At 66.3% G+C, this 23,923-nt stretch carries 21 protein-coding genes; 14 read left to right on the top strand and 7 right to left on the bottom strand.

Translation table 11 applies throughout. The annotated features are described in order from the left end of the window. Positions 1-46: 46 nt before the first annotated feature. Positions 47-1,483, top strand: coding sequence for a hypothetical protein (locus SPHI_RS06045; protein WP_076744007.1), 1,437 nt, complete (start codon positions 47-49; stop codon positions 1,481-1,483). Here the strand turns inward: SPHI_RS06045 and SPHI_RS06050 are convergent. The 3 genes from SPHI_RS06050 to SPHI_RS06060 form a co-directional block, all read right to left on the bottom strand. Next, a complete protein-coding gene (locus SPHI_RS06050) occupies positions 1,442-2,473 on the bottom strand; it encodes a glycosyltransferase family 4 protein (protein ID WP_076744008.1) in 1,032 nt (343 codons plus the stop codon). The two genes, SPHI_RS06045 and SPHI_RS06050, sit on opposite strands and share 42 nt — an antisense overlap. Further along, positions 2,466-3,749 (bottom strand): lipopolysaccharide biosynthesis protein, encoded by a 1,284-nt coding sequence (locus SPHI_RS06055; RefSeq protein WP_076744009.1) that lies wholly within the window; start codon positions 3,747-3,749, stop codon positions 2,466-2,468. The genes SPHI_RS06050 and SPHI_RS06055 overlap by 8 nt, the downstream gene beginning before the upstream one ends. 142 nt (positions 3,750-3,891) lie before the next feature. Then, a complete protein-coding gene (locus SPHI_RS06060) occupies positions 3,892-4,857 on the bottom strand; it encodes an alpha/beta fold hydrolase (protein WP_076744010.1) in 966 nt (321 codons plus the stop codon). Positions 4,858-4,926: 69 nt separating this feature from the next. Between SPHI_RS06060 and SPHI_RS06065 the strand changes: the two genes are divergently transcribed. Further along, positions 4,927-5,619, top strand: coding sequence for a DUF2490 domain-containing protein (locus SPHI_RS06065; RefSeq protein ID WP_076744011.1), 693 nt, complete (start codon positions 4,927-4,929; stop codon positions 5,617-5,619). 349 nt (positions 5,620-5,968) lie between these two features. Here the strand turns inward: SPHI_RS06065 and ctaD are convergent, their stop codons facing one another. Continuing rightward, on the bottom strand, positions 5,969-7,648 hold the full coding sequence (ctaD, locus tag SPHI_RS06070) for a cytochrome c oxidase subunit I (RefSeq protein ID WP_076744012.1): 1,680 nt from the start codon (positions 7,646-7,648) through the stop codon (positions 5,969-5,971). A gap of 5 nt (positions 7,649-7,653) precedes the next feature. Then, entirely contained in the window at positions 7,654-8,829 is a 1,176-nt protein-coding gene (gene coxB, locus SPHI_RS06075; protein WP_076744013.1) for a cytochrome c oxidase subunit II, read from the bottom strand. Between the two features lie 197 nt (positions 8,830-9,026). Here coxB and pyrE point away from each other — a divergent pair, with 197 nt between their 5' ends. The 6 genes from pyrE (at position 9,027) to maiA (ending at position 13,487) form a co-directional block, all read left to right on the top strand. Then, positions 9,027-9,611 carry an orotate phosphoribosyltransferase gene (gene pyrE / locus SPHI_RS06080; protein ID WP_076744014.1) on the top strand — a complete coding sequence of 195 codons (585 nt, stop codon included), beginning with the start codon at positions 9,027-9,029 and terminating at the stop codon, positions 9,609-9,611. After that, positions 9,608-10,336 carry a pyridoxine 5'-phosphate synthase gene (locus SPHI_RS06085; protein ID WP_076744015.1) on the top strand — a complete coding sequence of 243 codons (729 nt, stop codon included), beginning with the start codon at positions 9,608-9,610 and terminating at the stop codon, positions 10,334-10,336. Before pyrE ends, SPHI_RS06085 begins: the two co-directional genes overlap by 4 nt. Before the next feature lie 91 nt (positions 10,337-10,427). Beyond that, positions 10,428-10,832, top strand: a complete 405-nt coding sequence (gene acpS, locus SPHI_RS06090; RefSeq protein WP_076744016.1) for a holo-ACP synthase — start codon at positions 10,428-10,430, stop codon at positions 10,830-10,832. A gap of 38 nt (positions 10,833-10,870) precedes the next feature. Continuing rightward, the gene (gene lepB, locus SPHI_RS06095) at positions 10,871-11,788 is read left to right on the top strand and encodes a signal peptidase I (RefSeq protein WP_096348734.1); all 918 of its coding nucleotides are present in this window, start codon (positions 10,871-10,873) and stop codon (positions 11,786-11,788) included. After that, on the top strand, positions 11,785-12,861 hold the full coding sequence (locus tag SPHI_RS06100; RefSeq protein WP_076744017.1) for an AI-2E family transporter: 1,077 nt from the start codon (positions 11,785-11,787) through the stop codon (positions 12,859-12,861). The genes lepB and SPHI_RS06100 overlap by 4 nt, the downstream gene beginning before the upstream one ends. Next, entirely contained in the window at positions 12,858-13,487 is a 630-nt protein-coding gene (gene maiA / locus SPHI_RS06105; RefSeq protein WP_076744018.1) for a maleylacetoacetate isomerase, read from the top strand. The genes SPHI_RS06100 and maiA overlap by 4 nt, the downstream gene beginning before the upstream one ends. On the opposite strand, the gene SPHI_RS06110 is transcribed toward maiA, so the two are convergent. Beyond that, on the bottom strand, positions 13,474-14,529 hold the full coding sequence (locus tag SPHI_RS06110) for a glycosyltransferase (protein ID WP_076744019.1): 1,056 nt from the start codon (positions 14,527-14,529) through the stop codon (positions 13,474-13,476). The two genes, maiA and SPHI_RS06110, sit on opposite strands and share 14 nt — an antisense overlap. 118 nt (positions 14,530-14,647) lie before the next feature. Here SPHI_RS06110 and SPHI_RS06115 point away from each other — a divergent pair, with 118 nt between their 5' ends. The 3 genes from SPHI_RS06115 to SPHI_RS06125 are packed head-to-tail and all read left to right on the top strand — an operon-like array spanning position 14,648 to position 17,290. Then, complete coding sequence (locus tag SPHI_RS06115; protein WP_076744161.1) at positions 14,648-15,595, top strand: hypothetical protein; 948 nt, start codon at positions 14,648-14,650, stop codon at positions 15,593-15,595. Beyond that, a complete protein-coding gene (locus SPHI_RS06120; RefSeq protein ID WP_076744020.1) occupies positions 15,583-16,110 on the top strand; it encodes a DUF2141 domain-containing protein in 528 nt (175 codons plus the stop codon). The genes SPHI_RS06115 and SPHI_RS06120 overlap by 13 nt, the downstream gene beginning before the upstream one ends. Before the next feature lies 1 nt (position 16,111). Further along, positions 16,112-17,290, top strand: a complete 1,179-nt coding sequence (locus SPHI_RS06125; protein ID WP_076744021.1) for a glycosyltransferase — start codon at positions 16,112-16,114, stop codon at positions 17,288-17,290. Between the two features lie 127 nt (positions 17,291-17,417). Here the strand turns inward: SPHI_RS06125 and SPHI_RS06130 are convergent, their stop codons facing one another. Beyond that, entirely contained in the window at positions 17,418-18,452 is a 1,035-nt protein-coding gene (locus SPHI_RS06130) for a hypothetical protein (protein WP_158049631.1), read from the bottom strand. Between the two features lie 131 nt (positions 18,453-18,583). Between SPHI_RS06130 and SPHI_RS06135 the strand changes: the two genes are divergently transcribed. The 3 genes from SPHI_RS06135 (at position 18,584) to SPHI_RS06145 (ending at position 23,920) form a co-directional block, all read left to right on the top strand. Next, on the top strand, positions 18,584-20,218 hold the full coding sequence (locus tag SPHI_RS06135) for an alkaline phosphatase D family protein (RefSeq protein WP_076744023.1): 1,635 nt from the start codon (positions 18,584-18,586) through the stop codon (positions 20,216-20,218). Positions 20,219-20,356: 138 nt separating this feature from the next. Then, entirely contained in the window at positions 20,357-20,890 is a 534-nt protein-coding gene (infC, locus tag SPHI_RS06140) for a translation initiation factor IF-3 (protein WP_076744024.1), read from the top strand. Positions 20,891-21,130: 240 nt separating this feature from the next. Then, the gene (locus SPHI_RS06145; protein WP_076744025.1) at positions 21,131-23,920 is read left to right on the top strand and encodes a TonB-dependent receptor; all 2,790 of its coding nucleotides are present in this window, start codon (positions 21,131-21,133) and stop codon (positions 23,918-23,920) included. The last annotated feature ends 3 nt before the right edge of the window (positions 23,921-23,923 follow it).

Genomic DNA, 23,923 nt, shown 5'->3' on the forward strand with positions numbered 1-23,923 from the left:
GTTGCGGCGGGAACACGGTTGCGGGGAAGCGGGGGACGGATCGTCGATGCGGGCGTTGGGCTGGCTGTATCTGCTTGCGATCGCTGGTCTGGCGGCCGCGCAGATCCAACTGGGCGCGAGCCCGTGGCTGCTCGCCGTTCTGGTGCTGATCGCGCTGACCGTGGCGTTACCCTTGGCCAGTGATGCGTGGCGCGTGTCGGACGGGCTCTACGCCATCATGACGGTGTATTTCGGCAGCGGCAGCCTGCTGATAAAGACCGCGGCGGGGCAGCCGGTGCAATCGAACCTGCACGTGCCCGACCTGTCGGCGGGGTATCTGCTCGCCGGCTTCGCCTCGATCACGATCGGCTATGGCTTGAGCCAGAAAGTGCGCTGGCCGCTGCGCTTTGCCGAGCAGTTGCGTACGGTAACCGACGATGGCGCGAACCTTCAGCGATTCGCGCTTCCTGTGTTCGCGCTCGGGGCGCTGTTCCTGTTCTTGCAGACGCAGTTTCGCGGCAATGCGGTGAACGGCGGGTTTGAGGCCGGGTTCGGCGGATTTGGCGCTTTCTATCCGCTGCTGCCGCTCGGTGCGGCGATGCAGGCGGCGTTGGTGGCGCGGGCGTATCGCGGGCGCTGGCGGCATGGGGTGGTGCTGGCGATGATGGGGCTCGTTATCCTGGCGCTGTCGCTGGCGGATAATACCAAGCGCACCTTGTTCGATTTCATGTTTGTGGTGGCGCTGGCCTTTGTCGCGCTGGGCGGGCGGGGGCGCTGGGTGTGGATCGTGCCGGGCGCGGTCGGCGCGGCGCTGGCATTGGTGCTGCTGGTGCCGGCGATCCAGATCGTGCGGACGCAGGCGGATGTGCGCGGCCCGGCGCGGATCGGCGCGACGTGGCAGGTGCTCTATGCGCATGGCTTCGACCCCGCCCGCCTCGCCCGCACGGGTGAGCGCGTGGCGACGGGGTATCAGCGTGCGTGGCGTGGCAGCTATGTCTATCCGCTGACCTGGAACGTCGAGCGGTTCACCATGATCCTGCCGATCGATCAGGTCGCGCGGGCGCTCGATACGCGCGGCACCATGGGAGGGGCGGACCTGTGGCGCGATCCGGCGGAGACGTTGCTGCCCGGATTCCTGATCCGCAAGACGCTGGTCACGGCGCCGGATCGGATCGCCTGGCATTATGGCTTTCGCGCCAAAGGATCGATCGCGCGGCCGGTGGTGGGGCTGGTGGCGAGCAGTTTGGCGGCGTTCGGGCTTATTGGCGTGCTGCTGTTGCCGGCGCTGGTGGTGGCGATGACCTTTGTCGCGCTCGATCTGGTCGGGGGGCGGCTGGCGGGGAATGCCTGGGCGGTGTTTCTGCTGGCGACCACCGCCTTTCTGGCGGAGCGTGAGGTCAGCACGACGTTGTCGTTCTTCTGCCGCAGCTTCCCGTTCATCCTGCTCACCGGAGGCGTGCTGTTACTGCTCCGACGGCGAGGGCGCGGCGAGCAGCGCGCGTAGATTGGCGACGAAGGCGGCGTTGGAATATTGGCGCTCCACCTTGGCGCGGCCGGTGGCGCCCATGCGCGCGGCTAGCTCTGGGTCGTCGAGCAGCTCCCGCAATCGGGCGGCGAGCGCTTGTATGTCGGTGGGGTCGACGGTGAAGCCGTCCACGCCATCGGCGATCACCTCGCCAGCCCCACCGTGGCGAGAGCCGATCACGGGAAGGCCGCGCGCCCAGGCCTCGAGATAGACGATCCCGAAGCCTTCCTTCGAGGAGGGAAGCGCGAACACGGCGGCGTCGGCATAGGCGCGCGCCAGCGTCCCTGCGTCCACCGCGCCGGGGAGCGCAACGCGGTCCGCGATCCTAAGCGTCGCGGCAAGGGCGCGCAGTTCGTCGCGCAGGGGCCCGTCTCCGATGACCACGAGCCGGGCGGCGGGCACCAGCGGCAGCGCGCGGATCAGCTTGTCGAGGTGCTTTTCGCGTTCACCGGCGCCGAGCCGCGCCACAGCGAGGATGGTGCGGCCGCTGGGTGGCGGCGGTTGGGGTGGAAGATCGACAGCGTTGGGGAAGAGCGAGAAGCGGTCGTCGTCGAGGCCGAAGGCAGTTGCCATGCGTGCCTGGGAAAAGCGGCTAACGATGGCGACGCGATCGATGGTGCGGCGCAGGAGTGACGGCTCCCAGCGGCGAACCGATCGATAGGTCGGATCACCCCACACTTCGATCCCGTGTGCGAACAGGATGCGACGGCCGCGCGGGCGAAGCAATCGGTGGAGAAGCGCCAGCGGGAGGAGGTTGATGTGGCCGATCAGCAGTACGTCCGCCGAGCGGAGCGCAGTCAGCATTCGCCGCGTGAAGCCGCGGTGCCCGTCGTCCGCGAGCATCGCAACCGTGAATGCCCCCCCGAGTTCGGCAAGCGCGGCGGTGACGCGGCGATTGAAGCCCTGAATGCCCCCATGCCCCGACGCCGACAGGCCGACGAACAGGACGCGCGCGCTTCCTTCAGCCATCACGACGGCGCCATGCCCGAAAGCACAAGGGGATCATCGCGACATGCGCGCCGAGCAGCGCCAGCGCGACGCCGCTGAGGCCGAAGCGCTGGGAGAGCGGGTAGCACCCCGCGAGCGCAACTATCGCGAGAGCAGCGAAGGCAAGCGTTACGCCGCGGTGGCGGTTTACCGCGGCGACGGGGGTGAACAGCGCGGACCACAGCATCTCCGCGGTTACGCCGGCCACTAACAGGAGGAAGAAGGGCTGTGCGACCTGCACCGCACCGTGCGTCAGGAGCGGAAGAACAATCGGCGCGACCGCCAGCACCGCGAGCACATAGGCGAGCGTCGCCGCGAGCGTGACTCCGGCTTGCATCCGGAACAACCGCTCCGCCGCCCGCCGATCGCCCGCACCGGCGAGCGCGGAGAATTCGCTGACGACGCTGTTGTTGATCATGTTCACCGCCGCCGCGCCGAGCCGCGCCACCGTGCGCGAGGTGGCGAACGCGACCGTCGCCGCCGGGCCGAGCAGCGCGCCGATGACCAGCACCGGGCCCTGGACCAGCAAGGCCTGGCCCGCCGGCAGCGCGGTATAGGCCAGCGCGGGGCGCCATAGCCCCGCAAGCGTTGCGCGGCTCGCCTGTGTCCAGCCGAGCCGCAGCCATGCCGATCGCGCGCGCAACCAGCGATAGCTGGCAACGAGGAACAGGAGCCGCGCGGCCACCATCGCCGCCGCCGCCGCGACCATGCCGCCGCCCGCGAGCGCCGCCAGCGCGATTGCGACACCCTCGCCAAGTCGCGCCGTTGCCGCCCAGCCAGCTTCGCTGGCGGGGCGGTTCTCCGATCGGATGCCGGCGCAGACGAGCAGAAAGAATTGGTTCAGCAGGACATTGAGCGCCATCAGCAGCAGCGCCGCGCGCGTGGATGCCTGGGGTATGACCGGCAGATCCAGCGCCAGGATCAGAACGGCGCTGGCGGCCAGAAGCAGGGGCAAGGCGGCGCTCAGCACGGCGAAGACGCTGTGGAAGACTCGCACGGCCTCATCGCGGCGACCGGCGGCGACCGCAATCACCATCGCGTTCTTGGCGACAAAGGTGAAACCCAGATCGCTGAACGTCAGGTAGAAAGGAATGGCGGACAGCACCAGCCACGCACCGTACACTTGCGTGCCCCAGGCGTGGAGCAGGAGGGGGACGAGTGCGACCTGAACCGCGACGGTCACGACCTGGCCATAGGCGTGCGCCGACAGCGTTCGGCCGAGCCGCAATGCCGTGCCGCGATCAATCGTCCGGATCACCTGTCACCCCGCACGACAACGCCCCCACTTGTCGCAACCGGTGAGTGCGATCGATCGCGCTCGTGAGCAAGCGCGAAGTGATCCCGCGTCCGTGCGAATCGACAGTAGCAGGGTGGTCAGGCCGGCGCTGCGAACGGTGGGTTCACCCCAGCCGTTGCAGCCAATCCACCAACAGCCGATTGACCTCTCCCGGCCGCTCCTGCTGCGTCCAATGACCGCAGCCGTCGAGAAGGTGGCCTTCGACGTTCGGGACATGCGGGCGCATCAACGCGATTGGGTCTGATACCGCGCCGAACAGCGTCGTGGCCGGATCCTTGGTGCCGCCGATGAACAGCGCGGGTTGTTCGATGCGCCGATCCTTGAACAATTGCAGCCATTCAAAGTCGCGCTCGTGATTGCGATAGCGGCTGATCGGGCCGAAGAACCCTGACGCTTCGAACTCGGCGACGTAATAATCGAGGTCTTCAGACGTCAGCCAGGCGGGAAATGGATCGGGATCGACCATCTGGTCCAGCAATGTCGCGCCGGCGGGCTTGTTCGGCCAGGTGCCGTCGGGCGCATCGCCCGAGATGGCATAATAGAATTTGCGCAGGAAGTCGCGAACGTCGCCTTCGGCCTCGGCCTCCGCTGGGCCAACCTTCTGGAACCACTCCTGGTAGAAGAAGCGGCCCTTGTTGGTGAAGGCCTGGCGGAACACCTCGGTGAACGGGCGGTTCGGCACGCCGGCATAGGGCACCGACAGCGCCGCTACCGCCTTGAACCGCTCGGGCCGCGTGAGCGCCGAGTTCCACACCTGCGGCGCCCCCCAGTCATGACCGACGAGGATCGCCGGTGTCTCCGGCTGGAGCGCCTCAGCCACCCCCGTGATATCCGCGACGAGCTGCTCCATGGCATAATCCTCGACGCGCGCCGGCTTGTCCGATCCGCCATAGCCCCGCACGTCGATCGCGGCGGCGGTGAAGCCGGCTGCAGCGACTGGCCCGAGCTGATGTCGCCACGAATACCAGCTTTCGGGAAACCCATGGACCATCAGCACGAGCGGGCCCGTTCCTTCCACGGCCGTACGGATCCGCACCGGCCCGGTGTCGATCATCCGGAAATCGGGCATCGCATCTCTCCCTGACATTTTGTTGCTATGGTGGTGCAAAGCATGACGAGCTGATGACGGCGCGGCTAGATGACGATCATGTCAGGTCGCTTTCTCCTCTCCAGCCTCGCCGCGGCGCTCGCCGCCAGCCCCGCGGTTGCGCAAACCTCTCACGATGAGGGCGTGTGGATCAACGGCACGGTGATGGGAAAGGTCGACGGGCCCATCGTCTTTTTCGCCGAGGTGCAGCCGCGGATCACCGAAGGCGTGTCGCGAATGACGCAGCTGCTGTTGCGGCCCGCGGTGGGCTATGCGGTGTCGAAGGATCTCACCGTCTATCAGGGCTATGCTCGGGTGATCGATCCGATCGAAGGCGGCGCGGACTTGCACGAGGATCGGCTATTCCAGCAAGTGACGTGGAACGTCGGCACGATCGGCAAGCTGGAGGTGCAATCGCGGACGCGGTTCGAGCAGCGCTGGCGATCGGATGGCCCGGGCGTGTCGCTGCGGGCGCGGCAGATGATGCGGGCCGAATATCCGCTGGCACCGGGCACCCGGCGAGTCGCGGCAGTGAGCTCGGTGGAAGGATTCGTCGGGTTGAAATCGGCGCGGTGGGGCGGGGTCGAGGGGTTCGACCAGCTGCGCACGTTCGTGGGGCTGGAGATCCCGCTGCCAGGGGCGTCGACCATCGAGGCGGGATATTTGAACCAGACGCGTGACGCGGCGGGGCGGCGGGTGAACATGACGCATGTGGCGTCAGTGAGCGTGTTCATCCGGTTGTAGGTCGGGGAGGCTGGCCGGCTGGCGGACTGAACCGGCTTGAGTGCGAGCTTCGTTCGGGTCGCTAGCCGTCTTACGGACACTTGATCTGCCGCGGGCCGGGGCCTTTCGTCGATCGCGCCGGTCTCACGAACGCTGCGTCACCAAGGCCCTGTGCCGGGGTCCACTGTTCCGCGAACGCCAGAGCTTGAGGTGTGCGGCCCGGTGGATGCCGGGACAAGGCCCGGCATGACTGCGGTGCTGACGGATACGTTCCAGCACTAGCGACGATGATCTCTTAGTCCCATCCCCCACAAACGAAAACGCCCCGCGAGTTTCCTCGCGGGGCGCTTCTGTCACCGGAACCGGGCGATCAATGGTGCTTGTCGTCCCCGATCACCGGCAGCGTCTCGAACTGGTGGAACGGCGGCGGCGAGGACAGGGTCCACTCCAGCGTCGTCGCACCTTCACCCCAGGGATTGTCGGGGGCCTTCTTACCCGCCATCAGCGACCAGATCACGTTAACGAAGAAGATCAACATGCCGGCCGCCATGATCTCGTAGCCGAGCGTCGCGACGCCATTCCAATGCGCGTAGGCATCCGGATAATCCGGGTAGCGCCGCGGCATGCCCTGAAGTCCAAGGAAGTGCATCGGGAAGAACAGGATGTTCACGCCGATGAAGAACACCCAGAAGTGCAATTGGCCCAGAAGCTCGTTGTACATCCTGCCCGACATTTTCGGGAACCAGTAATAGAAGCCGGCGAACAGCGCGAACACGGCACCCAGCGACAGCACATAGTGGAAGTGCGCCACCACATAATAGGTGTCGTGCATGTAATCATCGACGCCGCCGTTGGCGAGCACCACGCCCGTCACGCCGCCCACGGTGAACATGAAGATGAAGCCGATCGCCCAGACCATCGGCGTCTTGAAGGTGAGCGAGCCCCCCCACATCGTTGCGATCCAGGAGAAGATCTTGATGCCGGTCGGCACCGCGATCACCATCGTTGCCGCCGTGAAGTACATCTTGACGTTCACCGACAGGCCGACCGCGAACATGTGGTGCGCCCACACGACGAAGCCGACGACGCCGATCGCCACCATTGCATAGGCCATGCCGAGATAGCCGAACACCGGCTTGCGGCTGAACGTCGCGATGATGTGGCTGATGATGCCGAAGCCCGGCAGGATCATGATGTACACTTCGGGGTGACCGAAGAACCAGAACAGATGCTGGTAGAGCAACGGATCGCCGCCGCCGGCCGGATCGAAGAAGGTGGTGCCGAAGTTACGATCGGTCAGCAGCATGGTGATCGCCGCGGCGAGCACCGGCAGCGCCAACAGAAGCAGGAAAGCGGTGACCAGCACCGACCAGGCGAACAGCGGCATCTTGTGCAGCGTCATGCCCGGCGCGCGCATGTTGAAGATGGTGGTGATGAAGTTGATCGCACCCAGGATCGACGACGCACCCGACAAGTGGAGCGACAGGATCGCCATGTCGACCGAAGGTCCTGGCTCGCCATAAGTGGAGAGCGGTGCATAGACCGTCCAGCCAGTGCCCGCCCCCGCGCCGAAGAACGGCGAGGCGAGGAGCAGCATGAACGATGGGACCAGCAGCCAGAAGCTGATGTTGTTCATACGTGGGAAGGCCATGTCCGGCGCGCCGATCATCAGCGGCACGAACCAGTTGCCGAAGCCGCCGATCATCGCCGGCATGACCATGAAGAACACCATGATCAGACCGTGCGCGGTGATCAGCACGTTCCACAGGTGCAGCGCCTCGTCGAACGTGCCCTGCCCGTGCAGCATCGCCAGCCAGGTCGGCAGATACTGGATGCCCGGATCGCGCAATTCAACGCGCATCAGGCCCGAGATCGCCCCGCCGATGATCCCCGCGCAAATCGCGAAGATCAAATACAGCGTGCCGATGTCCTTGTGGTTCGTCGACATGAACCAGCGCTGGAAGAACGCCGGCTTGTGATCCGCATCATGGTGATGCGCGTGGTCGTCATGCGCCTGGAAGGCGGACGGGTGAAGTGCGGTATCGGTCATGATCTTTAGCGTCCCGTGTCGCCGGTGCCGCCCGGATTACCGGTGGCGCCCTGCGGCGAAGTGGCGGGCTCGGCCGTGACGTTCTGCGTCGGGCCGGTCATATTATCGGCGGTGCCGGCATCCTCCAGCGCACCGGCGGAATTGTCGGCACCGGGCTGCGGGATCTCGGCCGAGGATGCCTGACCGGCAGCCGGCATCGACCCGCCCTTGCTGCGGACCCAGGCCGCGAATTGCGCCGGCGGCACGGCCTCAACCGCGATCGGCATGTACGCGTGGCGCGCGCCGCACAGTTCCGAACATTGGCCAAAATAGACGCCGGGCTTCTCGATGGTGAAGCTCGTCTCGTTGAGGCGGCCCGGCACCGCGTCCAGCTTGATCCAGAAGGCGGGCATTGCCCAGCTGTGGATCACGTCGTTGGCGGTGGTGATGAGGCGGATCGGCACGCCGACCGGCAGAACGATTCGGTTATCGGTGGCAAGGAGACGCGGACCATCGGCATCGGTGCGGAAGCGCTGGCCCGGCTCGACCTCGTTCTGCTCCTTCAGCATGTTGGCGGTGATCTCAATCCCGCCATGATCCGGATATTGGTAGCTCCAATACCATTGGTTGCCGATCGCCTTCAGCGTCACCGCGCCCGAGGGCGCCGGCTTGAACTGTGCGGACAACAGCCCGATCGAGGGCACCGCAATCGCGACCAGGATCAGCACGGGCGCGAGCGTCCACACCACTTCGATAGCGGTATTGTGGCTGGTCTTCGACGGGATCGGGTTGCGCGCCTGCCGGTAGCGAATCGCCACCCACACCAGCAACACCAACACCAGCACGCAGATCGCCACGATCAGCGGCAGCAGGATGTTGTTGTGGAAATCCATGGCGCGCTGACCATTTTCGGTCACCTGCGGCTGGATCGACATCAAGCGATCGGTCGGGCGGCCGACCAGCGGATTGCCCGCCACCGTCGGTGCGCCGTCGGCGGCGATTGCCGGCGCGGCTGGTGCGGCATCAGGTGCCTGCTCCGCCACTGCGGCAGAATTGCCGATTGTCGCTTCGGCGGGTGCGCTTGCGGCATTGCCTGCCGTTGCTGCGGCCTCCCCCGGTGCTGCCGGCTGGGCGACGGCGGGCGAAAGCCCGGCCAGCGCGAGCCCAGCGGCCAGCATCCATCCCTTGAATGCGCTTCTCATCCGTACGGTAACCTTGCCTCTCCGTGCGTGAATCCGTGCAACCCCCTGCGCGGACCCCTTGGACATTGCAGCCTATACGGAGGGGTTTCGCGCGCCTCAAGCACGCATGTCGCTTTATTTAAGGCCCTTTGCCCGCCGCTCCGTTGCGCGCGTGGGCCGGCATCCGTATCTCGTGCGGCGATACGAAAGGGCGATGCGTGACGGACGACGAGGTTCTGGCGGAGTTTCGGGCTGCGGATGCGCTTCTGGAAGGTCATTTCATCCTGTCCTCCGGCCTGCGCTCCTCGCGTTACCTCCAGTGCGCGCGTGTGCTGATGGACCCGCGGCGCGGCGCGCGGCTCGCCGAAGCGCTCGCCGAGCGTATCCCTGCCGAACTGCGCAATCGCATCTCCGCGGTGGTCTCGCCGGCGATGGGCGGGGTGATCGCTGGGCACGAGATGGCGCGCGCGCTGGGCGTCGAGGCGATGTTCGTCGAGCGGCCGACCGGCGCGTTCGAGCTGCGGCGTGGCTTCCGGCTCGAGCAAGGGCAGGAGGTGCTGATGATGGAGGACGTCGTCACCACCGGATTGTCGTCGCGCGAGGCGATCAAGGCGATCGAGGCAGCCGGCGGGCGCGTGATCGCCGGCGCGGCGCTGGTCGACCGGTCAAACGGGGCAGCGGATATCGGCGTGCCCTTCTTTCCGCTGATCCGGCTCGACGTGCCGACTTATGAGGCAGATGCGCTGCCGCCCGAACTGGCCGCGATCCCGGCGATCAAGCCGGGCAGCCGGGCGGCGGCGTGACGCTTCCGCTCCGCCTCGGCGTCAACATCGACCATGTCGCCACCGTGCGCAACGCGCGTGGCGGCGCCTATCCCGATCCGGTGCGCGCGGCACAGCTTGCCGCGGAGGCGGGGGCGGACGGGATTACGGCGCATCTGCGCGAGGACCGGCGGCACATAACTGATGGCGATATCGAGCGGCTGGTCGAGACATTGACCATCCCGCTCAACCTGGAGATGGCGGCAACCGAGGAGATGCTGGAGATCGCGCTTCGGCATCGTCCGCATGCGGTATGTATCGTGCCCGAGAAGCGCGAGGAGCGTACTACCGAGGGCGGGATTGACGCCGCCGGGTTGCACAACCGGTTGGCGCCGATGGTGGCGGCGCTCAACGCGGCGGGGTCACGCGTGTCGCTGTTTATCGAGCCGGATGCGCGGCAGATCGACGCGGCGCTGCGGCTCGGCGCGCCGGTGGTGGAACTGCATACCGGGCTGTATTGCGAACTCGACGGGGCGGCGCGAGCTGAGGAGCTGCGGCGGCTGGCCGATGCCGCGGCGCTGGCGGCGAAGAACGGGATCGAGGTCCATGCCGGCCATGGACTGACCTATGACAATGTCGCGCCGATCGCGGCGATTCCCCAGGTGGTTGAGCTCAACATCGGGCATTTCCTGATCGGCGAAGCAATCTTCGTCGGGCTGGGCGAAAGCATCCGGCAGATGCGCGATGCCATGGACGTGGCGCGGTGAGGGGCATCTTCACAAGCCGAGCGTTGCGGGGAAGCGCCCCTCCACCCCGGCCTTTGGGCGCGGTCCCCCTCCCCATTCCGGGGCGGATATTGTGATCGTCGGCCTGGGCTCCGACCTGTGCAACATCGAGCGGATCGCGAACTCGCTCCAGCGATTCGGCGAGCGGTTCGAGAATCGCGTGTTCACCGATGTGGAGCGTGCCAAGGCCCAGAAGCGGCCGTTCACCGTGGCGGGCACCTATGCCAAGCGCTTCGCCGCCAAGGAGGCGTTCTCCAAGGCGGTGGGCACGGGCTTCAGCCGTGGCGTGTTCATGAAGGACATCGGCGTCGTCAACGCACCGTCGGGTGCACCGACGCTGGCGCTGACCGGCGGCGCCAAGGCGCGGCTTGACGCCATGATCCCGCCCGGCCACCGCGCCGCCATTCATCTGACCCTGACCGACGATCATCCCTGGGCGCAGGCCTTCGTGATCATCGAGGCCGTCCCCGACAAGTGAACCAACCGCACGTGAATGATCTGGCCGACCAGCTGCCGATGTCGGGCGAACCGCCGGCCGAGAGCAAAGCGACGCGGACGCGCACCGGTTTCGATTGGTGGGGCGAGGCGAAGGGGTTGTTCTGGCTGATCCTGGCGGTGCTCGGCTTTCACAGCTTTCTGGCCAAACCATTCTATATTCCCAGTGAATCGATGCTGCCGGGACTGGAGGTGGGCGATCGGCTGGTGGTGTCGAAATTCGCTTATGGCTGGTCGTTCGTGTCGCCAACGATCCCCAATCCGGCGGCGATCTTCGAAGGAGCGGTGCTGCGCCGGCCGGTCGAGAGTTGGTCGTACCAGCTGCCGGCGTGGAAGGGGCGCATCTGGGGATCGGTGCCCGAGCGCGGCGACGTGGTGATCGTCACGCCGCCGGGGCAGACCAGCGATTATATCAAGCGCGTGATCGGCCTGCCCGGTGACACGCTGGAGGTGCGCGGCGGCACGGTGATCCTGAACGGCAAGCCGGTGGCGCGCGGGCCGATCCATTACAAGGACATGCCCGTCGATCCCAATGCAACCTGCGATCCGTGGCAATATCCCGATGCGCGGATCACGCGCGCGGACGGCGCCACCGTCTGCCGCCTGCCGATCGTGACGGAGACGCTGCCTAACGGGCGCCGCTACGACACCGTCGAGCTGGGCGCGAGTGCGGGCGATTATTACGGCCCGATCCGCATTCCGGCCAATCACCTGTTCCTGATGGGCGACAATCGCGATCGTTCCGCCGATAGCCGCTTCGCGCTGGGCGGCAGCGAGAAGGGGCTGGGCGGGCCGGTCCCGTGGGAGAATATCGGCGGGCGCGCCGAGTTCATCACCTTCTCGGTCGACGGGTCGGCAAGGGTGAACCCGCTCACCTGGTTCGGTTCACTGCGTAGCGGCCGCGCGGGCATTTCGCTGCACCCGGAAGAGGTGCGGTGAGCGACGGGCAGGTGAAGGTCGTCGAGGGCGCAAGCCCACACGAGGTCCGAGATCCTGCCACTCGCCGCGAAATCAAGCGCGCCGCCGTGTGGCTCGGCATGGCCTCGGCGATCGCGCTGGTCGTGCTGCTCGTCCAGCCGATCCTGATCATCTTCGCCGGCCTGGTCTTTGCGTCGATGCTCGATGGAGGGGTGCGGCTGCTCGACCGGGTGCTGCCGATCGGGCGCGGCTGGCGGCTGCTGATCGTCTGCCTGCTGACGATCGTCTTTCTGCTCGGCACGTTTTACCTACTCGGCGTGCAGGTGGCGGAGCAAGTGACTCAGCTTCGGGTGACGCTGGAAACGCAGGCGCTTCGGCTGTCCGCCTGGCTGACCCAGCAAGGCTTGATGCCCGGTGTGTCCGACATTCGCGGCATGGCGCAACAGGCGCTGAACTCCGTTGGCCGGCTGACTTCGTGGGTCGGCACGGCGGTGGGCGCCGTCACCACCATGTTCATGATCGTGGTGATCGGGCTGTTCGTGGCGATGGACCCCCGCGTCTATGAGCGCGGGCTGCAATGGATGATCCCGGAAGACAGCCGGGAGGAGTTCGCGATCGTCACCGAGCGGATGGGCCACACATTGCGTCGCCTGCTCGCCGGCCGCCTGCTCGGCATGGCGTTCGAGGGCGTGCTGACCGCTGCGGTGTTGTGGATGCTCGGCGTGCCGATGGCGCTGATCCTGGGGATCATCACCGGCATCCTTGCCTTCATCCCCAATATCGGCGCGTTCATCTCGGGCGTGCTGATGGTCGCGGTGGGCTTTTCCGCCGGAGCGGACACCGGGCTGTACGCGATCATCACCTATGTCGCGGTGCAGACGTTCGACGGATATGTCGTGATCCCCATGGTCGCCAAGCGCACCGTCGATCTCCCGCCGGCGCTGACCCTAGGCGCGCAGATCCTGGCGAGTGCGCTGTTTGGCATCCTGGGCCTGGCGCTCGCCGATCCGTTCACCGCCATGGTCAAGGCGGCGATGGAACGCCGCAGCGAGACGGTGGAAGAGGATCGCGCCGAAGAGGAGGCAAGGGCATGAAGATCGTTCTGCACGATTACTGGCGTTCGTCCGCAGCGTATCGCGTGCGCATCTGCCTGAACCTGAAGGGCGTTGCGTACGAGAGCGCTCCGGTGAATCTGCTCGGCGGCGAGCAGGCAAGCGCGGAAAACCGCGCGATCAATCCGCAAGGATTGGTGCCGACGCTGGTGGTGGACGGCCGCCCGCTGGTGCAGAGCCTGGCGATTATCGACTTTCTCGACGCGACCTTTCCCGATCCGCCGATGGTGTCCAAGGATCCGTTCACGCGTTCAGGGCAACTCGCCCGCGCGCTGGTGATCGCGGCGGACATCCACCCGATCGACAATCTGCGCGTGTTGAAGCGCCTCGAATTGCAGTTCGGCGCGGATCAGGTGGCGCGCGACGATTGGTACCGCCACTGGATCGTCGAGGGGCTGTGGGCGCTCGAGGCGATGGCGGGCGAAGGGCCGTTCCTCGGCGGCGAGTCGCCGGACATCGCGGACCTTTGCTTGGTGCCGCAGCTCTTCAACGCGCGGCGCTTCGACGTGGCGCTGGACGCCTATCCCAAGTTGCGCGCAGCGGAAGCGGCCAGCCTTGCGCTGCCGGCGGTGCAGGCCGCCGCGCCGGATCGTGTCAGGCCGGCATGAGCGAATCGAACAGCGCAAGGTAGCGCGCCGCAGCATCTACGCCCGGCGGCGGGACCGGCGCAGGGCGCGGTGCATCGGCCAGCCAATGGTCCAGCGCAGCGACCAGCGCCGCGGGGTCTTCGCGTGGCACGATCGTGCCCAAAGCGGGGTCAGTGACGATCTCCGCCACCGCCGGCGACGAATCGGTCGAGATCACCGGCGTGCCCACCGACAACGCCTCCCGCAGCACACCGGGAACGCCTTCGAAGTCGGAGGTGAGCCCCAGCACCGCCGCACGCGTCATGGCGCCGAGCGGATCGGCGGCGTGGCCCGGCATCAACACTTCCACGCCCAGCGTCCGCGCTTGCTGCTCCAGGGATCCGCGCGCCTCCCCTTCCCCCAGGATCACCAACGGCACGCGTTGACGAAGCCGCGGCATGGCGGCGACCAGCCGATCCCAGCGCTTTTGGGCCGCCAGCCTTCCCACACCGAGGATGTAGCGCGGTGGCAAGGGCAGCGTGGGCGCGTCGGGGATCGGCCGTGCGGGTGGGTTGGGAATCACCGTGACGTCAGCGAGGGGCAAGCGCATCGCCCGTGCCGTGGCGGTCGCGCTCGCCGGCGTCATTGCGACGACCCGGTCGAGGAAGCGCGGATGCGTGCGCAGCCAGGCGGCATGCGCGGCACCGATCAAACGGCCGTGATCCGGGCGATCGAGCGCGTTGGAGATCTTGCCGACGATTGGCGGGCAGGCGCGCCCGAGCCGCCAGCGCATCCAGGCTGCGACCCCGGTATAATGATTGCCGGGACAGAAGATCACATCCGGCGCGAGCCTTGCGACGTGGCGCGGCAGGGCCAGAAGCGCGCGATAATCGGGCGAGCCAAGCGTCACGACTTCCACACCGGCCGGCAGTTCGCTTGCGAGCGGCCCATCCGGCACGCCGATCACCAGCGTCACCCGCCGCCCCGCCGTCACCCAGTCGCCGGCGAGCCGCAGCAGCGCGCGCTCCACACCCCCGCCGCGCAGCGTCTGGGCGTAACTGAGGATGTGTTCGGCGTGGTTCATCTTGCGTCCTGCCCTCCTACAGCCCAGATTGCCGCCGAAAAGAAACCACAATCCACGGGCATTCGGCCGAACGGCCCGCCGGCAGCCAAGCGGGTCGCGTATGAAGGAAGCCGAGGTCTTGACCGCGAAAGCCACCAGCGTGCCCGGCGGCGTCATCGACGCCGACCTGCCGGATATTGCCGCGCTGCAGCCCACCGAAACGATCCGCCGGCGCTGGCCCTCCATCCTAGGCGGGCTGCTCAGCCTTGCCATGGTGGTGATGCTGGGGCGCGAATTGCTGGACGCAGGCCTGGCCGGGCTGAGCCGCGCGACGCCCGATTCGCCGTGGTTCTATCTTGTCTTTTTCCTGCTCTACATGACCGCGCCGACCGGCGATTTCATCATCTTCCGCCGGTTGTGGGCCATTCCCTGGGCAGGGTTCGTCGCGCTGCACAAGAAGCGGATCGCCAACGACGTAGTGCTCGGCTATTCGGGCGAGGCCTATTTCTATGCCTGGGCGCGCGCACGGGCAAAGCTGGTGGCGGCGCCGTTCGGGGCGGTAAAGGACGTGTCCTTGCTGTCGGCGATCGCCGGCAATACCGCGACGATGCTGTTGTGCGCGCTGGCGCTGCCGGTGGGCTATCAGCTGATGTCGCCGGCGGTACTCAACGCAGTGGCGGGATCGGCGGGGATCACGCTGGCCATCAGCCTGGCACTGATCCTGTTCTCGGCGCGCGTCTTCTCGCTGCCGCGGCGCGAATTGTGGTGGATCTTCTCGATCCATTGCGCGCGCATCGCGGTCAGCTCGATCCTGCTCGGCATGGCGTGGCATTTCGCGATGCCCGACGTGCCCTTGTGGATGTGGCTGTTCCTGTCTGCGGCGCGGCTGCTCGTCTCGCGCCTGCCGCTGGTGCCGAACAAGGATCTGCTGTTCGCCAGCTTCGCCATCCTGCTGATCGGGCAGGATCAGGCGTTGAGCGAGATGATCGCGTTCGTTTCCGCGCTGACGCTGGCGGTCCACGTGCTGCTGATGATTGTTTTCGCCTCGGCGGCGGGCTTCAAGGGGCTGAAGCTGTGGCGCGCCTGATCGCAGCCACAGCCACAGCCGCAACCGCGGTGCTGCTTCCGGCGAGCGCCGGGGCGGCCGTGCTCGGCAGCGATGCGGCGGCGTGCATCAAACGCAACGGGCCGGCGATCGAAGTGGCGGTCACCGGCCTCAAGGATCGCACCGGCAGCCTCAAGCTGGAGCTGTACCCCGCGACGGAGGAAGATTTCCTCAAGGACGATCGCGATCTGATCGCAGAGGGCAAATTCTTCCGCCGCGTGCGCGCCGCCATGCCGGCGCGCGGATCCGTCACCCTGTGCATCAAGGCGCCCGATCCGGGCCGCTATGCGCTGTTCTTCACCCACGATCGCGACGGCAAAAACAAGTTCAACGTCTGGACCGATGGCGCGGGCCTGCCCTCAAACGAGAAGCTCGGCCGCGCCAAACCGCAGCTGGCGCAGGCGGTCGTCACCGTGCCGCGCGGGGTTCGGCGCATTGCCATCCGCGCGCAATATTTGCGCGGCATCATTCCCAGCTTCGGACCAGCCGGGAAATGAGATGCGCGTCGTCGACGTCAATGAATTCTACTCGCCGACCGGCGGCGGCGTAAGGACGTATATCGATCGCAAGATCGGCATCATGAATGATCTGGGGCACGAATTGATCGTGCTCGCCGCCGGTACCGAGGACCGGGTCGAGGAACGGCCCGGCGGCGGCGCGATCCACTACATCCGCTCCCCCAAATTGCCGTTCGACGCCAATTACGGCCTGTTCTGGGATCGCGAGGCGGTCACGCGGCTGCTCGACCATTATGATCCGGACGTTGTGGAATGTTCCTCGCCGTGGCGGCCCGCGTGGTTCGTCGGGCAATGGGAGGGACGCGCGCTCAAATCCTTCTTCATGCACAATGACAATATGGCCGCCTATGCGCAGCGCTGGTTCGAGGGCGTGGCGAGCCACCGGCGGATCGAACGCGCCTTCGGCTGGTACACACGCTATATGGCGCGCTTCCTCGACCTGTACGATTGCGTGGTCACCAATGGGCCGGCGTTGGAAAAGCGGCTGCGCGCGCGCGGGCTGCGGATCGATGCCGCCATGCCGCTGGGCATCGAGCGGAGCCATTTCTCGCCGTCGTATCGGGACGAGCGACTGCGGCGGGCGCTGCTGTCGCAATGCGGTTTGCCGGAGCATGGCCTGCTGCTGCTCGGCCTGGGAAGGCATCATCCGGAAAAGCGCTGGCCGATGGTGATCGATGCCGTCGAGCGTGCCGGTGCGCGGCTGCCGGTGGGGCTGATCCTGCTCGGCCAGGGTGTCGATACCGAGCGAATGGAGAAGCGCATTGCCGGATCCCCTCACATTCGTCTGTTCCGTCCGGTCTATGATCGCGAGCGGCTGGCGCGGATCATGGCAAGCTGTGACGCGCTGATCCACGGATCGGAGGCGGAGCCGTTCGGGCTGGTCGCATCGGAGGCAATGGCGTCGGGCCTGCCGCTGATCGTGCCCGACACTGGCGGCTGCGCCGAAGTGGCGGACCGGCATTGCGCCGAGCTTTACACCGCACGTGACCCCCATGCCTGCGCCGACGCGATCGCGCGAATGCAGGCGCGCGAGCCGGCCATGTTGCGCCGCGCCGCCGTGGTCGCGGCCGGGCAGGTGCGCACCGATCGCGAGCATACGGTCGATTTGATGGCTTATTACGCCACGCAGTTGGCGGCAAAACGGGCGCGGGCGGCCTAGCTGATCCTGCCGGCTTGAATCGGCTCCGGCGAAAGGCCGGAGTCCAGTTGGGAGACGATGCGGCAAGCGCGCTTCGCCAGCCTCTTCCGCCTTCCCGCCTGGGCCCCGGCCTTCGCCGGGGAACGGCTTAAGCCCGGGATAACGCGACGGTGTCGAGCAAGTCGCTCCATTGGCGCGCTACCGCCTCGGCGCTGTAGCGCTCCGCCAGGAACGCCCGCCCTGCCGCCAGCCGTACCTGTTCGGTATCCCAATCGTGCCGATACCGCGCCAGCCCGCCGTCCCAATCGTCGAGCGCGACGAAGGGACGCAGTTCCTCATAGGAGGGGATCGCGTCGGCAACGACGCCCAGGCCGCTCAGGATCGCCGTCGCGGGGCGGTTGATCGTCTTGCCGACGGTGTAATCGTTCGCCGCGACGGGGATCACCGCCACGCGGTGCCGCGTCAGCACCGCTGCCGCCGTCTCCTGTCGCCAGCCGACGTAATGCACCGGCAGGCGCCAGCGCCAGCGGCCAAGCCACCAGCGCAGCCGCGCGTTGCTGACCACCGTCAGGGTGATCGGGAACGGCTGCGCGGCGAGCCGGGCCGCTGCGGCGTGGAGGTGCGCGAAGCCGGAGACGCTGCCGAGGCTCTTGCCGAACCAGATGGTATGCAGCGCATCGGGATACTTGCCGAGGAACCGATCCACCCTGGCGAGTTGACGCGCACCTGCCCGCGACGTTGCTGAAGCCGACGCACCGGGCATATCGAGCGCATCGGGAATTACCCGGCGCGGCTTGTTGCCATCGGTGGCGATCTGCTCGGCAAGCATCGCAGTTGAAAAGGTGAGGTGAGTCGCGCTTTCCAGCATGGCCTGGAAACGGGCGAGCCGTGCGTCACTGACGTGGCGCACGGCATGGGCGGCGTAGAGATTGTCGCACAGGTCGAACACCACCGCCCTGCCCGCCGCGCGGAGCGCCCGCGCCGCCGCCAGCGCGCCGGCCGAATGCGACTTGGAGAAGATCACCGCATCGTAGCTCGCCGGCTCACGCGCGGGATCGAAGCGCTCGATTGGCACGCCCTGCGCCTGCAAGGCGGCGAGCGGCATCAGCAGCCGATAGCGCACCGAGGCGAGCGAATGATCATAGCTGTCGGCGTGCCAGCCGAACCGCGCTGGTGCGCTCATCGAGGCATTCGGCATCGAGACGAGGGTAGCTGGCGACACGACATCGACGCGCGCCTAGTCTTCCGACACCGATCTGTCACCTTGGCGGCGCAGGGAATGAGGGTGAGCCGTTTCGCTCTGGGAGGTTTTCAATGATCGACGTCAGCCGCCGCTCGCTTCTGGCGACCGGCATGTTCGGTGCAGGCGCGCTTGCCATTCCGGGATTGGCCAGCGCGCAGACCGTGCTTGCCGCGCGCGGCTTCACCCATTCGGTGGCGAGCGGGGAGCCGGGTCTGGACGAGATGCTGCTGTGGACGCGCTACGTGCCGGCCAGCGGCGATCACGTGCGGCTGAGGCTGGAACTAAGCGAAACGCCCGAATTCACCCGTGTTGCCGCCGGTGGGGAGACCGTCACCGGCCCGTGGCGCGACTGGACCGCGAAGGTCACCGTCACGGGGCTCCACCCGGGCCGCATCTATCACTATCGCTTCGTCGCGCCCGACGGCACGCGCTCGCCGGTCGGCCGCACCAAGACGCTGCCCGACGATCGCGCCGCCAGCTTCAAGGCGGCGATCTTCTCCTGTTCGAACATCGGCTTCGGCTTCTTCAACGCTTATGCCCATGCCGCCGCGCGCGACGATCTCGACCTCGGGCTGCACCTTGGCGACTACTTCTACGAATATGCCAACAACACGTATCCGGGCGCCGAGCAGCTCGTCGCCAATCGCCTGCCGCTGCCCAAGGGCGAGATCATCCACCTCGCCGATTATCGCCTGCGGTACGCCAGCTACCGCGCCGATCCCGATCTCCAGGCACTGCACGCGCGGCTGCCGGTGATCGCTTCGTGGGACGATCACGAAAGCGCGAACAACAGCTGGGAAGGCGGCGCGCAGAACCACGATCCAGCCACTGAAGGCGCATGGAGCGATCGCAAGGCCGCCGCGATCCAGGCATGGCGCGAATGGATGCCAGTCTCCGACGAGCCGTGGAAGGCTTATGAGATCGGCACGCTGGCGACCTTGTTCCGCACCGACACGCGACTATCGGGCCGTTCGCAATCACCCGAGCTGGGCGAGATGCTTCGCGCCGCCGATCCGATGCGTGCGCTGGCGCAATATCGCGATGGCGCGTGGAATGATCCCGCCCGCACGATGCTCGGCACGCAGCAGGAGGCCTGGCTGCACCATGGACTCGGCCGATCGGTGAAGCAGGGTGCGCGCTGGCAGATCGTCGGCTTCGGCACGATCATGGGGACGATGCGCGTGCCGCCGGAAACAGCGGGCTGGATTTCACAAGCACGGCCGGGGGCGGCACCGTACATCCAGGGGGCGGTTGCAGCGGGCAAGGCGGGGCTGCCGTCGGACCTCGACAATTGGGGCGGCTATCCCGCGGCCCGCGCGCGGTTCCTCGCTTCGGCGCAAGCGGCGGAAGCCAACCTCATCGTCCTGTGCGGTGACAGCCACAACGCCTGGGCGTTCGACCTGGCGCAAGATGGCGGCAAGGGCGCGGCCGTGGGCGTGGAGTTCGCAGGGCATGCCGTGACATCCTCCGGTTTCGAAACCGCGCTCGCCGTGGATCCGGAAACGGTCGCGCGCGCGCTGGTCTCAGCCAGCCCCGAGCTGAAATGGTGCGACACCAGCCGGCGCGGCTATATGGCGCTCACCGTCACGCCCGATCGCGTCAGCAATGATTGGCTGTTTGTCGGATCGGTACGCACGCGCAATGCCGCCGCCAGGGTGGGTCATACCGCCCACGTCCAGCGTGGGCGCCGGCAAATGCTGGCCTGATCCAGACGATTATTGCGACACGAATGACACGCGCGGCCACTTCGTTCGAAGTGGCCGTTTGCCGTCTTTCGATCCGCGTCCTCATGCACTATATGGTGGTCGTTTGAAGTAACAGGAGAATTGACCATACGTCCGCCTATGATGCGCCGGCCGATGCAGGCGCCGCCGATGAACGGCCCGCGATTCAACGAATGGATCCAGAGCCAGAAGGTCCGCGTGATCGATCACGAGGGCGAGAATCTCGGCGTGATGTACACTCGCGAGGCAATCGCACAGGCAAAGGAAGTCGGGCTTGACCTGGTGGAGGTGTCGCCAAACGCCGATCCGCCGGTCGCCAAGTTCCTGGACGTGGGCAAGTATAAGTACGAGGCGCAGAAAAAGGCGAACCTCGCCCGCAAGAGCCAGAAGACGCAGGAGATCAAGGAGATCAAGATGCGTCCGAACATCGATGACCACGATTACGACACCAAGATGAAGAAGGTGGCGGAATTCATCGGTGAAGGCGACAAGGTGAAGGTCACCATGCGCTTCCGCGGGCGCGAGCTCAGCCACGGCCAGCTTGGCATGAACGTGCTCCAGCGCGTGGCGGAGCAGGTTGCCGAGGTTGCGAAGGTGGAGGCCTACCCGCGCATGGAAGGTCGCCAGATGCTGATGGTCCTCGCGCCGAAGTAAAATTCTTTTGCCGGCTTGGTGGCACAGAAGCCGCGTTCCCGTAGGAGCGCGGCTTTTTCGTGCGTTGCCGTAGCGTCAACTGACACATATGACAGGGCCGGTTCGGACCTGACGTGGCAATTTCGCGACAGCGACATTCGAAAACGCTGCTGCACCGCAATTAGATATACGTGGTGGCCGCAGGTACATTAAAGCCCGCGGACCAAACCCAAACTTCAAAAAGAGTTTTCAGGAGAGCCCATGCGCCGCGTCGCCTCGCTTCTATCTACCGCTGCGATTTTCGCCGCACTGCCGGCAATGGCGCAGGAACAGCCGAGCGCCGACCCAGTCGCCGCCGGCTCCGTCGAGCAGCCGCAGGACGCGCCTGTCAGCGACACAGATCTTGGCGCCAATCAACTTGGTGCGGGTGACATCGTGATCACCGCAACCCGCCGTGCGGAGCGCTTGGCCGACGTGCCGATTGCGGTTTCGGCGGTCAGCCAGGCCGCACTGCAGAATTCGGGTGCCAACGACATCCGCGGCGTTGCGCAGCTCGCCCCGTCGCTCCAGGTTTCCTCCACGGGCAGCGAGGCGAACGCCACCGCGCGCGTGCGCGGGATCGGCACGGTCGGCGACAACCCCGGCCTGGAAAGCTCGGTCGCGGTGTTCATCGACGGCGTCTATCGCAGCCGCACCGGATCGGGCCTCAACGACATCGGCGAGGTTGACCGGATCGAAGTGCTGCGCGGCCCGCAGGGCACGCTGTCGGGGCGCAACGCCTCGGCCGGCGCGATCAACATCTATACCAAGGCGCCGTCGCAGGACTTTGGCGGCTATGTCGAGGGCACCTACGGCAATTACGATAATATCCGTATCGCCGGCGCGGTGACGGGCCCGATCGTCAAGGATCTGCTGTCGTTCCGCCTCGACGGCGTGTTCAACAAGCGCGACGGCTTCTACGACGATGTCATCAACGACACCGACTATAACGATCGCAACCGCTGGTTCGTGCGCGGCCAGTTGCTGTTCGAGCCAACCAGCGACCTGACCGTCCGCCTGCTGGGCGATTATACCTGGCGCGACGAGAAGTGCTGCGGCGCGGTCTATATCGACACGCGCGAGAAGCTGGATCCCACGCCGGGCGCGCCGGGCGACTTTACCGTCAATCCGAACGGCAACCGCATCGTCGACATCCTGCGCAGCCTAGGCGGCGTGCTGCCCAGCGCTGGCGATCCGTACAACCGTCAGATCGCCAACTCCCCCGGTCGCGCTTATTCGAACGTGACCAAGGATTATGGCGGGTCGATGCAGATCGACTATAACTTCGGCAACACCTCGCTAACCTCGATCACCGCCTATCGCGAATACAAGTCGGGCAATGCGGCGGACATCGACTATGGCAATGTCGACATCGGCTATCGCGCCGACGACGGCCGCGCCTTCCGCCAGTTCCATACCTTTACGCAGGAAGTGCGGCTGCAGGGCTCGCTGTTCGACGACAAGCTCGACTGGCTCGTCGGCGGCTATTATTCGAACGAAGACCTGGTGGTCGGCGACAACCTCCAGTTCGGCTCGCAATATGGCGCCTTCGCTGCCTGCCGAGTTTTGTCGGGCCTACCCGCTGTAGTTCCGGGCGTTCCCGCCTCTGCTTATCGTGACCCATCGGCACCGGGTTGCCTTAGCGCGGTCGGAACGGCCGCGGTGACCGGGATCACTGGCGCCGCCGCTCCGCTGATCATCGGCAACCTTCGCCGGCTGTCGACGCTCAACAACCTGGGCGACCAGAATGCGCGCTATTACCAGGACAGCGAGAATTATGCGTTCTTCACACACAATATCTTCAAGCTGACCGACACGCTGTCGATCACTGCCGGCCTGCGCTGGACGCACGAGGCGAAGAATTTCCACGCCGATTTCAACAACACCAACACGGTCTGCCCGGCGCTCCAGGCGGGCACGGCGCAGGGCGGTCTCGGCGGGCTGCTCGCGAACCCGCAGCTTGCCGCTTTGGCTGGCGGCATCATCACGCTGGGCTGCACGGGCAACTCGTCCGTGGCGCTCAACGGACTCGATCTGCAGGACAATTTCGACGAGAGCCAGTTCACCGGCACTGGCGTTATCTCGTGGAAGCCGACGCGCGACGTGATGGTCTATGCCAGCTACTCGCGCGGCTACAAGGCGGGCGGCTACAACCTCGATCGGTCGGATCTCGGCTCGGCGCTGTTCCCGCGCAGCAACGCAAACGTCACCAACCTGCGCTTCGACCCGGAGAAGGTGAACAGCTACGAGGCGGGCGTGAAATATTCGACCCGGCAGTTCACCGCCAACGTGACGGTGTTCCGTTCGGACTTCGAGAACTTCCAGCTCAACACGTTCAACGGCACCAATTATGTCGTGCAGAACATCGGATCGTGCTCGGAAAGCCTGAACGGCGCCGATCAGGACGGCTCGGCGACGACGGGCGCTTGCTCGGCTGACGTGAAGCCGGGCGTGCGCAGCCAGGGTGTCGAGGTGGAGCTGGGCCTGTACCCGGCGCCCAACTTCGCGGTGAACCTCGGCTATACGCTGGCCGACACCAAGTTCCGCCGCAACCTGGTGGGCTCGGCGTCCGGCGAAGCGCTCGATCCGGCGCTGTTCCTGCTCGCCGGCAGCCAGATGTCGAACGCACCGCGCAATGTGGTGACGGCCTCGGTCAGCTGGACACCGGACATCGGCAGCTCGGGCCTGACCGGGCTGTTCTACGTCGATGGCCGCATGACCAGCGACTACAACACCGGTTCCGACTTGTTCTACGAGAAGGAGCAGGATGGCTTTTTCCTGATGAACGCGCGCGTCGGTGTGCGCGGGCCTGACCAGAACTGGTCGATCGAGGCCTGGGCGCAGAACCTGTTCAACCAAGAATATCAGCAGGTCGCCTTCAACGCGCCGTTCCAGGGCGCAGGCAGCCTGGCGCAGACGGTCCGGCTCGGCACCACGCCGGCGAACCAGATCTTCTCGTCGTTCCTCGGCGAGCCGCGCACCTACGGCGTGACGCTGCGCAAGCGGTTCTGATCC

Source organism: Sphingomonas jeddahensis, assembly GCF_001981525.1.
GTDB classification, from domain to species: domain Bacteria; phylum Pseudomonadota; class Alphaproteobacteria; order Sphingomonadales; family Sphingomonadaceae; genus Sphingomonas; species Sphingomonas jeddahensis.

Bases quoted from the DNA above. Each gene is read 5' to 3' on its own strand.
- SPHI_RS06045 (WP_076744007.1), top strand. From the start codon at position 47: ATGCGGGCGTTGGGCTGGCTGTATCTGCTTGCGATCGCTGGTCTGGCG.
- SPHI_RS06050 (WP_076744008.1), bottom strand. From the start codon at position 2,473: ATGGCTGAAGGAAGCGCGCGCGTCCTGTTCGTCGGCCTGTCGGCGTCG.
- SPHI_RS06060 (WP_076744010.1), bottom strand. From the start codon at position 4,857: ATGCCCGATTTCCGGATGATCGACACCGGGCCGGTGCGGATCCGTACG.
- SPHI_RS06065 (WP_076744011.1), top strand. From the start codon at position 4,927: ATGACGATCATGTCAGGTCGCTTTCTCCTCTCCAGCCTCGCCGCGGCG.
- ctaD (WP_076744012.1), bottom strand. From the start codon at position 7,648: ATGACCGATACCGCACTTCACCCGTCCGCCTTCCAGGCGCATGACGAC.
- coxB (WP_076744013.1), bottom strand. From the start codon at position 8,829: ATGAGAAGCGCATTCAAGGGATGGATGCTGGCCGCTGGGCTCGCGCTG.
- lepB (WP_096348734.1), top strand. From the start codon at position 10,871: ATGTCGGGCGAACCGCCGGCCGAGAGCAAAGCGACGCGGACGCGCACC.
- maiA (WP_076744018.1), top strand. From the start codon at position 12,858: ATGAAGATCGTTCTGCACGATTACTGGCGTTCGTCCGCAGCGTATCGC.
- SPHI_RS06110 (WP_076744019.1), bottom strand. From the start codon at position 14,529: ATGAACCACGCCGAACACATCCTCAGTTACGCCCAGACGCTGCGCGGC.
- SPHI_RS06125 (WP_076744021.1), top strand. From the start codon at position 16,112: ATGCGCGTCGTCGACGTCAATGAATTCTACTCGCCGACCGGCGGCGGC.
- SPHI_RS06130 (WP_158049631.1), bottom strand. From the start codon at position 18,452: ATGAGCGCACCAGCGCGGTTCGGCTGGCACGCCGACAGCTATGATCAT.
- SPHI_RS06135 (WP_076744023.1), top strand. From the start codon at position 18,584: ATGATCGACGTCAGCCGCCGCTCGCTTCTGGCGACCGGCATGTTCGGT.
- infC (WP_076744024.1), top strand. From the start codon at position 20,357: ATGATGCGCCGGCCGATGCAGGCGCCGCCGATGAACGGCCCGCGATTC.
- SPHI_RS06145 (WP_076744025.1), top strand. From the start codon at position 21,131: ATGCGCCGCGTCGCCTCGCTTCTATCTACCGCTGCGATTTTCGCCGCA.